General features: G+C 64.5%; 13 protein-coding genes. 11 read left to right on the top strand and 2 right to left on the bottom strand.

Translation table 11 applies throughout. The annotated features are described in order from the left end of the window. Nucleotides 1-111: 111 nt before the first annotated feature. Both AC24YW_RS22725 and AC24YW_RS22720 read right to left on the bottom strand, forming a co-directional pair. Nucleotides 112-666, bottom strand: coding sequence for a lysozyme inhibitor LprI family protein (locus tag AC24YW_RS22725; RefSeq protein WP_487484790.1), 555 nt, complete (start codon nucleotides 664-666; stop codon nucleotides 112-114). A gap of 45 nt (nucleotides 667-711) precedes the next feature. Continuing rightward, a complete protein-coding gene (locus AC24YW_RS22720; protein WP_487484789.1) occupies nucleotides 712-1,977 on the bottom strand; it encodes an MFS transporter in 1,266 nt (421 codons plus the stop codon). Nucleotides 1,978-2,280: 303 nt separating this feature from the next. Between AC24YW_RS22720 and AC24YW_RS22715 the strand changes: the two genes are divergently transcribed. From AC24YW_RS22715 to AC24YW_RS22665, 11 genes are all read left to right on the top strand, one after another. Continuing rightward, nucleotides 2,281-3,570 (top strand): UbiA family prenyltransferase, encoded by a 1,290-nt coding sequence (locus tag AC24YW_RS22715; protein ID WP_487484788.1) that lies wholly within the window; start codon nucleotides 2,281-2,283, stop codon nucleotides 3,568-3,570. Nucleotides 3,571-3,681: 111 nt separating this feature from the next. Further along, nucleotides 3,682-4,296 carry a ribonuclease D gene (locus AC24YW_RS22710; protein WP_487484787.1) on the top strand — a complete coding sequence of 205 codons (615 nt, stop codon included), beginning with the start codon at nucleotides 3,682-3,684 and terminating at the stop codon, nucleotides 4,294-4,296. 161 nt (nucleotides 4,297-4,457) lie between these two features. After that, complete coding sequence (lptC, locus tag AC24YW_RS22705) at nucleotides 4,458-5,183, top strand: LPS export ABC transporter periplasmic protein LptC (RefSeq protein ID WP_487484786.1); 726 nt, start codon at nucleotides 4,458-4,460, stop codon at nucleotides 5,181-5,183. Between the two features lie 5 nt (nucleotides 5,184-5,188). Beyond that, the gene (locus AC24YW_RS22700; RefSeq protein WP_487484785.1) at nucleotides 5,189-5,896 is read left to right on the top strand and encodes an LptA/OstA family protein; all 708 of its coding nucleotides are present in this window, start codon (nucleotides 5,189-5,191) and stop codon (nucleotides 5,894-5,896) included. Nucleotides 5,897-6,120: 224 nt separating this feature from the next. Continuing rightward, entirely contained in the window at nucleotides 6,121-7,134 is a 1,014-nt protein-coding gene (gene lptB, locus AC24YW_RS22695; RefSeq protein WP_487484784.1) for an LPS export ABC transporter ATP-binding protein, read from the top strand. 90 nt (nucleotides 7,135-7,224) lie between these two features. After that, on the top strand, nucleotides 7,225-8,847 hold the full coding sequence (rpoN, locus tag AC24YW_RS22690) for an RNA polymerase factor sigma-54 (protein ID WP_487484783.1): 1,623 nt from the start codon (nucleotides 7,225-7,227) through the stop codon (nucleotides 8,845-8,847). Nucleotides 8,848-8,928: 81 nt separating this feature from the next. Continuing rightward, nucleotides 8,929-9,534 (top strand): ribosome hibernation-promoting factor, HPF/YfiA family, encoded by a 606-nt coding sequence (gene hpf, locus AC24YW_RS22685; protein ID WP_487484782.1) that lies wholly within the window; start codon nucleotides 8,929-8,931, stop codon nucleotides 9,532-9,534. Between the two features lie 219 nt (nucleotides 9,535-9,753). Then, nucleotides 9,754-10,224, top strand: coding sequence for a PTS IIA-like nitrogen regulatory protein PtsN (ptsN, locus tag AC24YW_RS22680; protein ID WP_487484781.1), 471 nt, complete (start codon nucleotides 9,754-9,756; stop codon nucleotides 10,222-10,224). A 201-nt stretch (nucleotides 10,225-10,425) separates the two neighbouring features. Continuing rightward, nucleotides 10,426-10,575: a hypothetical protein gene (locus tag AC24YW_RS22675; RefSeq protein WP_487484780.1), complete on the top strand. Its 150-nt coding sequence runs from the start codon at nucleotides 10,426-10,428 to the stop codon at nucleotides 10,573-10,575. Then, nucleotides 10,572-11,855, top strand: coding sequence for an O-antigen ligase family protein (locus AC24YW_RS22670; RefSeq protein WP_487484779.1), 1,284 nt, complete (start codon nucleotides 10,572-10,574; stop codon nucleotides 11,853-11,855). The genes AC24YW_RS22675 and AC24YW_RS22670 overlap by 4 nt, the downstream gene beginning before the upstream one ends. Before the next feature lie 13 nt (nucleotides 11,856-11,868). Continuing rightward, a complete protein-coding gene (locus tag AC24YW_RS22665; RefSeq protein ID WP_487484778.1) occupies nucleotides 11,869-12,885 on the top strand; it encodes a glycoside hydrolase family 5 protein in 1,017 nt (338 codons plus the stop codon). Nucleotides 12,886-13,045: the final 160 nt, after the last annotated feature.

The raw sequence follows: 13,045 nt of genomic DNA, 5'->3' as shown, positions 1-13,045 counted from the left end.
GTTGCTGACCGGTCCACGACACCGAAGCGCAGCTCATGGCGCGCCGCATGGCCGTCGTCGCGACGTCGGAAGATGCCGGCAAGGCCGGTACCCGAGTCCCCCTAGAAGCCCTCAGTGCTCGCTCACCGCAGCGCCGAGCTTGATCAGGCTCAGCGCGTGGTTCGCAGTCTCGCGCAGGCGGCAGTAACTCGCGCCGCCCTTGTACATGCCGGGATCGACTTTGTCGAAGGCCGCGCAGAAGCGATCACGTGAGGCGGCGAAAGTTTTCTGGGATTCCTCGGCGGCCTTGATCACATCGGTGAACCCGCCGGCCTTGACCTTCTTGAGCGCCTCACTGGTTTTCTGCGTCCAGACGGCGAGTTCGCGTGCCGCACAGGCCTTCCATCTGGCGACATCGTCATTCGCGCCCTCTGCCGCCTTGATGCAGGGGTCGGCGACGAGCCCGACGCAGGTGCCGCCGAAACCACCGGTTTTCTCCGCCTTCTTCAGGCAGGCATCGATCACGGCAAGGTCGGCTGGCGCGGTGCTTTGGGTGCTGTCTTGAGTGGTGCCTTGGGCGAAAGCCATCGATGCCAGCGGGAAGCCTGCGGCGAGGATCGCGGCGGCAAGTTTGAATTTCACTTTAAGATCTCCGTTCGGCGCATCGATGCAACCTTGGTCACCCAAGGCCCGGCGTGGGTTCACCACGAATGTGGAGCAGGAGCCGCTCCCTCACACCATCTTCTTCCCCGTCCGCTCCGCTACTGCCTTCTGCACGAAATACATCATCACCAGCGTGACGATCGTCGTGGTCACGACGACGTAGCCGATCCGGTCGAAATGGAGCAGCGCGCCGTCCGCGCCTTGCGCGATGATCGCGGCCGCGAGCACCGAGCCGAGGCCGCCGGAGAGCTGCTGCAGCGAGGCACTGACCGCGCTGAACGAGCCGCGCTGGCCGGGCTCCGGGATCGCCGACATCAGCGCCTGCGACGGAATCATGCGCGAGAAGATGCCGACGAACATCAGCACGTTGACGATGATTGCGGTCGTAAGCGAGACTTGTCCGAGATGGGTGTAGATCAGCACCATGAGGACGGTCATGGCGCAGCCGAACACGAAGGTCGGGTATTTGCCGAACGCGTCGCTGGCGCGGCCGACCAGCGGCCCCGTGACGATGCTGAACAGGCCGGAGACGAGATAGATCGTCGGCAGATGCGTGATGTCGATGCCGAGATTGTGCACGGTGTAGGCGCTGGAGAACGGCATCAGCATGTAGCCGCCGGTCGCCAGCAGTGTCGTAACGGCGAAGGCCAGCGTGTAGCGTGGTTCGGCGATCGTCGCGACCAGATGGCGGAACGGGTTTCTGTCCTGCTTCAGCTTCAGATGTGCGTCGACCGGCTCCATGGCGAAGGCGATGATGGCGATCGTCACGATCGACAGCACGACGATCGCGATGAAGCAGACATGCCAGCTCCAGTGATTGGCCAGAAACAGGCCGGCGGGAATGCCGAGCACCTGGCTGGCGGCGAACGCCGTCTGGATGATGCCCATCACGCGGCCGCGCATCTGCAGCGGAAACAGGTCGGTGATGATGGCGAGCACGACCGCGCCGATCACGCCGCCGAACAATCCGGTCACGATCCGGCCGAGCAGCAGCACATGGTAGTTCGGCGCCGCCGCACACAGCAGCGTGCCCAACGTGAAGCCGACATAGAAGAACAGCAAAAGGCGCTTGCGATCGAAACGATCGGCGAAGCCGGCGGCGAGGATGCCCGATAGTCCCGCGCTGAAGGCGTAGGCCGACACCGCGATGCCGAACTGCCCCGCCGTGATGCCGAGTGACGGCATCAGGATGGCCCCGAGCGGCGACATGATGATGAAGTCGAGGATGATCGTGAACTGCGTCAGCGCCAGCAACGCGATGAGGAGCGCCTGGTAGCGCGAGAAGCCGCGCGGGCGCTGGTCGTCGATCGGCGCAGCGAGCGTTGGTTCGGTCATGGCACCTGATTCAGGAGTGGGCCCAGGGAGGGAAACTGGCAGATAGGGTGGGCCGGAACGATGTCCACGGCGCACAAAGCAAAAGTTCTGCCGGAACAGGAAGCTCGCGCTGGATTGTGGGACCCGGGCAACAGCGCGTGGGCGGAAGCCGTCCTCCCCTTCCGACCGAATTAAGCCGCCTTTAGCGAATGATCCCATAGGGTTGGCCGTCCATTTCCTGCTCCCCGGCCGAGATGCCGGTCATGTCGCGGCAAGTCAGAGCGTTTTTCGATGGAGCAGCGTGCCCCGCAGTACGATCCTAGCGTGTCCGAGCCGTCGGCAACCTCGTCGACGGCCCGGACCCTCGTCGTCGACCTCGAGGGCGCGCTGCTGCGTTCCGAACTGCTCATGGAGGCGTTGTTCTCCAGCCCCGGCCGCATGCTGGCGCGCTTCGGCGCGGGCGGACGGGCGGGGATGGCGGCGCTCACGGCGATCCTGGCGCGGGCCGAGATCGACTACGCCCACCTGCCCTATGATTCCCTTGTGATGAACCGGGCGCTGGCGGCACGGGCGCGCGGCGAGCAGGTCTATCTCGTCGCGGATCGGTTCGCCGCTCATGCCGCGGCGATCTCAGCGCATCTCGGCTTCGATGGCGTCGTCACGGCAGCCGATCTCGCGGCGGACCGCGTTCCGTTCGATGCTGCCTCCATCGCGCGCATCGAAAATCGAAAGGTCCGCAGAGCCGGCCTCGCCACCTGGATGAAGGCGCTACGGGTTCATCAATATGCCAAGAACACGCTGGTGTTCGTGCCCGCGCTCACGGCGCATCAGCTGAGCCTTTCGGCGCTGGGCTATGCGCTGCTCGCGTTCCTGGCGTTCTCGGCCTGCGCCTCGGGCGCCTATTTGATGAACGATCTGCTCGACCTCGCCGCCGACCGCCAACATCCGACCAAGCGTCACCGCGCGCTCGCGGCGGGCGATCTGCCGATCTCGTCGGCGTTGTCGGCGATCCCTGCGTTGTGGTTGCTCGCGCTCGCCGCCAGCCTGTGCATCTCGCCGCTGTTTCTCGGCGTGCTCGGCCTCTATCTCGTCACCACCATCGCCTATTCGCTCGTGCTCAAGCGCAAGATGCTGGTCGACATCGTCACGCTCGCCGGCCTCTACACGCTTCGCATCGTCGCCGGCGCGGTCGGCGTCGGCGTGGTGCTGTCGGAATGGCTGTTGATCTTCTCGCTGTTCGTGTTCACCTCGCTCGCCCTGATCAAGCGCTTCAGCGAGCTCAGCATGCGCGAGAGCGAGGGCCTCGCCGATCCCTCCAACCGCGACTATCGCGTCACCGACCTCAACGTCATCGCCGCGATGGCGGCGGCGAGCGCCATGAACGCGGTGACCGTGTTCTCGCTCTACGTCTCGTCCTCGGCGGTGACGCCGCTCTACAGCCGCCCCTGGATGCTGTGGCTGCTCACGCCGCTGCTGCTGTACTGGTTCGGCCGTGCCCTGATGATGGCACATCGCCGCGAGATGCCGGACGATCCGATCCTGTACGCTTTCCGGGACGGACCGAGCCGCATCGCGGTCGCGGCGATGATCTGCATCATGCTCGCCGCGATCTGACCGGCCCGTAAGGTCACGGCCGCCGCTTGCGTGACCTGTCGCGACTGGCTACATCGCGATCCATTCGACTAGCCTATGATATCGACGCTACCGATTCGACCCGAGGTTTTCATGACCGTACGCCTGCACCGCGGCGACCTGCCCGACCTGTCCCGCTACACCGGAGCGGTCGCGATCGACACCGAGACCATGGGGCTGAACCCGCACCGCGACCGGCTCTGCGTGGTGCAGCTCTCGCCCGGCGACGGCAGCGCCGACGTGGTGCAGATCCCCAAGGGCCACACCGACGCGCCGAACCTGAAGGCGCTGCTGGCCAATCCGGCGGTCACGAAGATCTTCCATTTCGCGCGGTTCGATATCGCGGTGCTGTACCAGACCTTCGGCGTCATGACCGGGCCGATTTATTGCACCAAGATTGCCTCGCGCCTGACCCGCACCTATACCGACCGCCACGGCCTCAAGGACCTCGTGCGCGAGGTGCTCAATGTCGATCTCTCCAAGCAGCAGCAGTCCAGCGACTGGGGTTCCGACAGCCTGACCGAGCCGCAGCTCGCTTACGCCGCCTCCGACGTGCTGCATCTGCATGGCTTGCGCGAGCGGCTGGACGCCATGCTGGTGCGGGAAGGCCGCAGCCAGCTCGCACAGGCCTGTTTCGACTTCCTGCCGACCCGCGCCCTGCTGGACCTCCAGGGCTGGGCGGAAGAGGACATTTTCGCGCACTCCTGAAGGCCCCGCGCGGCGGTTCGCCCCGGGGTTGCCGCCCCGTTTCGGTCACTTTCGTAACGGCCTGTCGCCGGCTGCATATTCGCCCGGCACCGGATAGAATGGGGTGCCCTCGACCCGACAAGGCGAGCAAGACGTCAGGAGCCAGGTAAGTAGGAACCCCGGTGAACTCGGCCCAGAACCCCACCTACGACGCCGCGCTTGCGGCGAAGTTTGCCAGCGCGGCGCGCCACAGCCGCCTGGTGCGGATTCTGCGAGTCGCAGTGCCGGCGACGGTGGCTGCATCCATGGCCCTGATCATCGGCATCTCCATCTGGGGCAATCCCTACTTGGTCCCCCTGAAGCTCGACTCCGGAAATCTCGTGGTGACGGGCACCAAGATCACGATGGAATCGCCGCACCTCGCCGGCTACACGCCCGACCAGCGGCCCTACGAGCTCTGGGCCAAGACCGCGACGCAGGACATCACCGATCCCGATCATGTCGATCTCAATGATCTCCGTGCGAAAGTGCTGATGGAGGATAAGTCGACGCTGTTCCTTGATGCCCGCACCGGCCGCTTTGACAACAAGCAGCAGCAGCTCGATCTGCGCAAGGACATCTTCCTGCGCACCTCGACCGGCTATGAGGCGCGGCTGAACTCGGCCTTTGTCGACATGGGCAAGGGCACGGTCGCCTCGGACGAGCGCGTCGACGTCAAGCTGACCAACGGCACGCTGAGCGCGGATCGCCTGCGCATCACCGAAGGCGGTGACGTCATCCGCTTCGAGGGCAATGTCGTGATGCATCTGGACAAGCTGGACGAGCCTGCCGCCGCACAGCCTGCGCCCCCCGAGCCCGCGCCGACGAAGACACGCACGCCTCAGAACAAGTCTGCCTATTCGAAGTGATTTTCATGATGAGATGTTTTCCGCGTGACGTTTTTGTCAGCAAGGCCGCGCTCGCTATCGGCCTCGCGCTGCTCGTCACGGGTGCGGCCCTTGCTCAGAGCACGATGCAGGGCGTGCCCAATGCGATGCAGGGCTTTTCGCAGAACCGCGATCAGCCGATCCAGATCGAGGCCGCCTCGCTCGAGATGCGCGACAAGAAGAAGGAGGCGACCTTCGCCGGCAATGTGAAGGTCGTGCAGGGCGACACCACCATGACCTCGAAGACACTGGTGGTGTTCTACGAATCGGGCGGCGGCGACAAGCCGGCCGCGCCGCAGCCCGCGGCGAAAGGCGCGAAATCGGCGCCGATGCAGTCGGCGCAGCCGGGTCCGGGCGGCAGCTCCTCGATCAAGCGGCTCGAGGCGCGCGGCAATGTCGTGGTCACCCAGAAAGACCAGGTGGTGACGGGCGAGACCGCCGTGTTCGACACCAAGACCAACCTCATCACCATGCTCGGCGGCGCGGGCGGCCAGGTGGTCCTGACGCAGTGCAAGAACGTGCTGCGCGGTGATCGCTTGATGGTCGACATGACCACCGGCGTGTCCCGCGTGGAATCCGACAATGGGCGGGTGCAGGCGCTCCTGCCGCAGGGCGGCAGCAATGATTGCGGCCAGGGGAGCAAACCTGGCGCGGCGCCGCCCTTGCAATTGCCCGGCGCAAGCAAACAAAAGTGAATTCAACAACTTGGATCGGGCGCTCCCGATCCGAGGTTGAAGCTTGGCGAGCGAGCCTGTATCTAGCGCGCAGGGCTTTCGAAGCGGGGTCCGCCGCTTTTCGGGCGTGTTTCACTGGGCATGAGACATTCCTTCACCCATGCTGCGTCGGCCGATCGCTTAGGGCTGGCGCGACAGATCGCGCGGATTTCGCGCAAGACGACGCCAAAGGCTGGAAGGCGGGGATGGTCGATCTCTTCAGCATGTTCCGTCGGCGCCCCGCCAAGCGCGGCCGGCCAGGATTTGCGCGTCAGGACATCACCGCGCTCGGTGACAGCGTCGGCGGCCTCGTGCCCAGTCCCGTCAGGGACGCGCCGATTGCCCGCGACCAGCCCCGCGCGCCCGACCAGTTCCAAGGTGACTACACGGGCGACTACGAGGCCGACTATCAGGCCGCGCCGCGTCCGCAGGCGGTTCATCCCGTCCGGACGGCCGCCAGGTCCAACGGTGCCGGCGGGCCGCAGCTCCTGAATCGGCCCGGCTTCCTGGCTGTGCATAGCGTGGAAAAGGCCTTCGGCAGCCGCCAGGTGGTGCGCGGCGTCAGCATCTATGTGCGCCGCGGCGAGGCCGTCGGTCTGCTCGGCCCGAACGGCGCCGGCAAGACCACCGTGTTCTACATGATCACCGGCCTGATCAAGGCCGATCGCGGCGCGATCGAGCTCGACGGCCACGACGTCACCAAGCTGCCGATGTATCAGCGCGCGCGGCTCGGCATCGGCTATCTGCCGCAGGAAGCCTCGATCTTCCGCGGCCTCACCGTCGAGCAGAACATCCGCGCCGTGCTCGAAGTGGTCGAGCCCTCGCGCAAGAAGCGCGAGCAGCAGCTCGATTCATTGCTCGACGAGTTCAACATCACGCGCTTGCGGAAATCACCGTCGATCGCGCTGTCCGGCGGCGAGCGCCGCCGCGTCGAGATCGCGCGCGCGCTGGCGACGCGGCCGAACTACATGCTGCTCGACGAGCCCTTCGCCGGCATCGACCCGATCGCGGTCGGCGACATCCAGGATCTCGTCCGCCACCTCACCAATCGCGGCATCGGCGTGCTGATCACCGACCACAATGTCCGCGAGACGCTCGGCCTCACCGACCGTGCCTATATCGTCTATGCCGGGGAAATCTTGACCGAGGGAACTCCGGATGAGATCGTTGCCGATCCGGACGTCCGCCGCCTTTACCTTGGCGAGGAATTCCGCCTCTAGCCCTTTTTTCCAATTCGTCAAGCCGTGTACATCGGGCTGAGACTAGGATAAGCAAAAATCGGACCAACTTTTGGGATCGGTTCTTGCTTCATGGCGCTTACGCAGAGATTAGAGTTCCGGCAATCGCAGTCGCTGGTCATGACGCCGCAGCTGATGCAGGCGATCAAGCTGCTGCAATTGTCCAATCTCGATCTCACGACCTTCGTGGAAGAGGAACTCGAGCGGAACCCGCTGCTGGAACGGGCCAGTGACGAGGCCCCCGCGGGCGAAGCTCCAGCCGAGGCGGCCAATTACGGCGATTCCGACGGCCAGAACGACGGTCACGGCGAGGACGGCTTCGGCGGCAGCGCGGAAGGCTTCGAGCCGGGCCAGGAAGAATGGATGAGCAAGGATCTCGGCACCCGCGCCGAGATCGAGCAGACCCTGGACACCGGCCTCGACAACGTCTTCTCCGAGGAGCCGGCCGAGGCGGCCGCGCGCAACGCCCAGGATGCCGCGCCGACCACCTATACCGAATGGGGCGGCGGCGCCTCCGGTGACGAAGACTACAATCTCGAAGCTTTCGTCGCGGCCGAGACGACGTTGTCGGACCATCTCGCCGAGCAGCTCTCGGTCGCCTTCACCGCGCCCGCGCAACGCATGATCGGCCAGTACCTGATCGACCTCGTCGACGAGGCCGGCTATCTGCCGCCCGATCTCGGCCAGGCCGCCGAGCGTCTTGGCGCGTCGCAGGCCGAGGTCGAAAACGTCCTCGCGGTGCTGCAAAAATTCGACCCGCCCGGCGTCTTTGCGCGCTCTCTCAGCGAATGCCTGGCGATCCAGCTCCGCGAGCTCGACCGCTACGACCCCGCGATGCAGGCGCTGGTCGAGCATCTCGATCTGCTCGCCAAGCGCGACATCGCTTCCTTGCGCAAGCTCTGCGGCGTCGACGACGAGGACATCGCCGATATGATCGGCGAGATCCGCCGCCTCAATCCCAAGCCCGGCATGAAGTTCGGCTCGGCGCGCCTGCAGACCATGGTGCCCGACGTCTATGTCCGTCCGGGTCCCGACGGCGGCTGGCACGTCGAGCTCAACAGCGACACCTTGCCGCGCGTGCTGGTCAACCAGACCTATTATTCCGAGCTGTCGAAGAAGATCGGCAAGGACGGCGACAAGTCCTATTTCACCGATGCGTTGCAGAACGCGACCTGGCTCGTGCGCGCGCTCGACCAGCGCGCCCGCACCATCCTGAAAGTGGCGACCGAAATCGTGCGCCAGCAGGACGGGTTCTTCACCCATGGCGTCGCGCATTTGCGGCCGCTCAATCTGAAGGCCGTCGCCGACGCCATTCAGATGCACGAATCCACGGTGTCGCGCGTCACCGCCAACAAATACATGGCGACCAACCGCGGCACGTTCGAGCTGAAATATTTCTTCACGGCCTCGATCGCCTCGGCCGACGGGGGCGAAGCGCATTCGGCGGAAGCGGTGCGTCACCACATCAAGCAGTTGATCGATTCGGAGGAGCCCTCCGCGATCCTGTCGGACGACACCATCGTGGAACGCTTGCGCGCCTCGGGCATTGATATTGCCCGCCGCACGGTCGCGAAGTACCGCGAAGCCATGCGCATACCTTCCTCGGTGCAACGCCGCCGCGACAAGCAGAGCGCCCTTGGTAACGTCCTCTCTACCGCATTGTCCGATCGCTCCCGGAATCCCGAACCGGCCTGATTGCGCTGGCGTCAAATCGCGCTACTCTCGATGCCCCATCGAGACCGATCCAAGCTGGTCACCAACCAAGCGAGGCATCACATGACTCTCAGAATTTCGGGAAAGAGCATCAGCGTCGGCGAGGCCCTGCGCGGCCGCGTTGCCGAGCGCACCGACGAGGTGCTGCGCAAATATTTCGACGGCAATTATTCGGGCCACATCACGCTGAGCAAGGACGGCTTCGGCTTTCGCACCGATTGCGCCCTGCATCTCGATTCGGGAATTACGCTCGAGGCCGATTCGAACGCGCCGGATGCCTATGCCAGCGCCGACCAGGCGCTGGTGATGATCGAGAAGCGGCTGCGGCGCTACAAGAACCGGCTCAAGGACCGCTCCGCGCGCAAGGCCCATGCCGCCTCCGAGGCGATGGCTGCGCTCGACGCCACCAGCTATGTGCTGGAAGCGCCCGGAGAGGGCGAAGAGGACGTCACCGGCTACAGCCCCGTCATCATCGCCGAGCAAACCACGTCGCTGAAGCGGCTCTCGGTCAGCGAAGCCGTCATGGAACTCGACCTCAGCGGGGCACCCTGCCTGGTATTCCAGCATGGCTCGTCCGGCCGGGTGAACATCATTTACCGCCGGGCGGACGGCAATGTGGGCTGGATCGACCCGCCGGGGGCCAAGGTTGACGGCCAGGCCGGCGGCTAGGCCCCGCCAGCCGGCGCACGTCCCATCCGGCCCTTAACAATGACGGGGGCAAAGCCGCACGCGGGAGTTGGCACCGGGATTGCGTTGGAGTAGAAGCCCCCCACATCTCGATCGGGGCTAAGTCCGCCTCCTGCTTCATGTTATTGACGCCGGCCGAGCTTGGTCTATCAAGCTGGCCAAATCGGAACCTGACGGTTTAATTCACCTCGGAAAGCTTCCATGCCGATTACCGATCTGGTCGCACCCGAGGCGATTCTCCCGGCATTGAAAGTCAACAGCAAGAAGCAGGCGCTGCAGGAGCTGGCGGCCAAGGCCGCCGAGCTGACCGGGCAGAACGAGCGCTCGGTGTTCGAGGTGCTGCTGCAGCGTGAGAAGCTCGGCACCACCGCGGTCGGCTATGGCGTCGCCATTCCCCACGGCAAGCTGCCCAAGCTGGAGAAGATCTTCGGCCTATTCGCGCGGCTCGATCGCCCGATCGACTTCGAGGCGATGGACGGCCAGCCGGTCGATCTCGTCTTCCTGCTGCTGGCGCCCGAAGGCGCCGGCGCCGATCACCTCAAGGCGCTCGCCCGCATCGCCCGCATCGCCCGCTTGCTGCGCGACCAGGACATCGCCAAGAAGCTCCGCGCCTCGCGCGATGCGCAGGCGATCTATTCCGTGCTGGCGCTGCCGCCGGCAACGGCGGCGTAACCTTCCGTCCTTCTCGCCTGGTCAGAGCCTGATCGTGCCCGACACCTGATTGTGAGGGCAGCGTCCGGGCATGCCACCTTGATCTCAAAGGTAGAAGGGACGACAATCTTCCCGCCTGAGACGCACGGCACATTGGGCGGCGCCAACATCCGCTGAGAGCCGTTCGAAGCCGTGGACTGAGCGGACGTGACTGGGAATGGAATGACGCCGTTGCGCCTCGCCGCCGCGGCGGGACAGCGGCCCTGGGAATCAGGCCTCGACCGGCCGATGCCCGCGGCAGGCGCGCGTGCGAAGGCGCTCGCGATGCGCGATGTGGAAAGATCCGCCGCGCTTCAGGCGGTCAGCTCATGACCAGCCTGCACGATTCCGGGGAAAACGACAGCGCGATCTGGCAGGCGCCCGGCGTCGGCGTGGAAAAGCTCGCCAAAATCGTGATGCGTGGCTCGATCACCGTCAATGTGATCGCGTCGATGGGTGTCCTGCAGCCCGCGCTGCTTCCCGCAGAATGGAGCTTCGTGCAACAGGCCGTTGCGCTCCTGATGTGGGTCATCCTGATCTATGCCAGTGCCTTCGTGCGTCCCTGCGTGCGCGTGCAGCCCAATCCCGATTTCATCGCGCTGGTCGCATTCTATGCGCTCGCCGCTGTGTCCGTGCTCTGGACCGGCCTCGCCGCTGCGGCGATCATGAAGAGCGCGGCCCTCGTGGTGACGACCTTCGGTGCGTACTGCCTGATCACGCGGATCGACGTCGACGAGATCGTCGGAGCGACGGCGCTGGGACTCTTCATCTTGGTCGCCGCCTCGGCCTTGTGTGCGGTTTTCGTGCCCGAGATCGGGGTCGATCAGAGCTGGATGCACAACGGCCAGTGGCAGGGAATCTATGAATCGAAGCAGACGCTCGGCTTCATCAGCGCTTATCTGATGTTCTTTGCCTGCTATCAGAAGATGACGGGCCAGGGCTGGACGGTCTTTCTCCTGACGTTTCTGTTGGCAGCGACATGCGTCATCGCCTCGGAATCCCGCGGTGCCGGCGCCGTCGCGATTGCCGCGAGTGCACTGCTCGTGACCTCGCTATGGTCGGTCCGCTGCATGAGGATTTACGCGGTGCTGCCGGTCGTCATGTGCATCCTTGCTGCGCTGCTGATCCTGTATTTCTACGCCACGGGGTACGATTCCATCCATCTCGGCGAATCGACCATCAACTTGACCGAGCGGACGTTCATTTGGCAGTACGCCATCGGCCATTTCAACGATGCGCCGCTGCTGGGCTTCGGCATCAACGGGTTCTGGACGCGCCCTGCGATTTACGACTATTTCAACCAGAACCACGGCTGGGTGCTGGACAATTATCATAGCGGCTACGTCGCGGTGGCGATGGAAACCGGATTCCTGGGATACGTGCTGTTCGTGGCGAGCGTCTATCTGTTCTCGGAAAAGGTCCTGTACCTGATCGCGACGCGATCGATCGACCGTCGCCACTGCGCGCTCATCATCGGATTCGTCGTCCTCAGCTTTCAATCGAATTTCACGGAGACGATGTTCCTTCGTTCGACGATGTTCACCTCGGTGCTGCTCGTCGCATTCTTCTTCGCAGTGTGCCGGCCGGTGCCGCAGCACGGCTTGCAGCAATGATGGGATAGCCAGGATGAATGCCTTCTGCGTCCGCTGGCCGATAGCTTTCGGCCTCGCCTTGGCGCTGTCGGTGCTTGGGATCTGCTTTCCGGCCGCGGCCGCCGCGCAGGCCCACGCGCCCCCAAAATTGGGACGCGGCATCAACATCCTCGGCTACGACGGCATCTGGGAGGGAGGCCGGAACGCGCCGTTTCGCCTGGACAACCTCACCGCGATCAGGCGCGCCGGGTTCTCGCATGTCCGGATCAATTTCTTCGGCTTCAAGTTCATGAACCCGGGCAATTCGCTGGATGAAGTCGTCTTGAGGCGGCTCGATGCCGTGATCGAGGAGGTGCTCGCCCGAAATCTCATCCCCATCCTGGACGAGCACGACACCCATCTCTGTCAGCGCGACGTTTCCGAGTGCGCCGAGAAGCTGAAAGCCTTCTGGACGCAAATCGCCGCGCGCTATGCCGGAAAATATCCGACGCTCCTCTTCGAGGTGCTCAACGAGCCGGGCGGGCAGATGACCTCCGCCGCCTGGAACGCCCTTCTGAACGATTGTCTCCGCATCATCCGCGCCACCAATCCCCGGCGGCCGGTGATCGCTGCGGTCCTCAACGTCGATGAGATGCCCGTCGAGGACCTGGCCCTGCCGTCAGATGACCGAAACCTCATCGTCACGTTTCACTATTACGCACCGATCCGCTTCACCCATCAGGGCGCACCGTGGTCGCCGACATTTTCGCAAATCGGCCCGCTCGATTGGGGCACGCCGGAGGACGAACGGAAGCCGCGCGCCGATTTCGAGAAGATCCGGTCCTGGTCAGAAAAGGAAAAGCGTCCGATCTATCTCGGCGAGTTTGGCGTGTACGAAGCCGCGCCCGCCGCAGCACGGTCGCGATATCTGTCGTTCGTGGCACGACACGCGGAGCGTCTCGGCTGGGATTGGGCCTATTGGCAGTTCGACCACGATTTCGCGGCGTTCGACAGCGCGAGCCAAAGCTGGAAGCCTGATATCATCCGGGCACTGATCCCGGCGGGACGCTGAGGCGGGAGCGTTCGCACTCCGTCATTGCGAGCACAGCGAAGCAATCCAGACTTCCTCCGCGGAAGCAGCCTGGATTGCTTCGTCGCAAGTGCTCCCCGCAATCACGCAGCGGAACGTCATCGCTCAAATATGAACGGGCACGCCTCCCGCTTCCCCGACC

It is taken from the genome of Bradyrhizobium sp. USDA3516 (assembly GCF_057651995.1).
This window is presented reverse-complemented; position numbering and strand designations above follow the sequence as displayed.

Coding starts and splice junctions, on each gene's coding strand:
- AC24YW_RS22720 (WP_487484789.1), bottom strand. CDS start 1,977: ATGACCGAACCAACGCTCGCTGCGCCGATCGACGACCAGCGCCCGCGC.
- AC24YW_RS22710 (WP_487484787.1), top strand. CDS start 3,682: ATGACCGTACGCCTGCACCGCGGCGACCTGCCCGACCTGTCCCGCTAC.
- AC24YW_RS22700 (WP_487484785.1), top strand. CDS start 5,189: ATGATGAGATGTTTTCCGCGTGACGTTTTTGTCAGCAAGGCCGCGCTC.
- lptB (WP_487484784.1), top strand. CDS start 6,121: ATGGTCGATCTCTTCAGCATGTTCCGTCGGCGCCCCGCCAAGCGCGGC.
- rpoN (WP_487484783.1), top strand. CDS start 7,225: ATGGCGCTTACGCAGAGATTAGAGTTCCGGCAATCGCAGTCGCTGGTC.
- hpf (WP_487484782.1), top strand. CDS start 8,929: ATGACTCTCAGAATTTCGGGAAAGAGCATCAGCGTCGGCGAGGCCCTG.
- ptsN (WP_487484781.1), top strand. CDS start 9,754: ATGCCGATTACCGATCTGGTCGCACCCGAGGCGATTCTCCCGGCATTG.
- AC24YW_RS22675 (WP_487484780.1), top strand. CDS start 10,426: ATGACGCCGTTGCGCCTCGCCGCCGCGGCGGGACAGCGGCCCTGGGAA.
- AC24YW_RS22670 (WP_487484779.1), top strand. CDS start 10,572: ATGACCAGCCTGCACGATTCCGGGGAAAACGACAGCGCGATCTGGCAG.
- AC24YW_RS22665 (WP_487484778.1), top strand. CDS start 11,869: ATGAATGCCTTCTGCGTCCGCTGGCCGATAGCTTTCGGCCTCGCCTTG.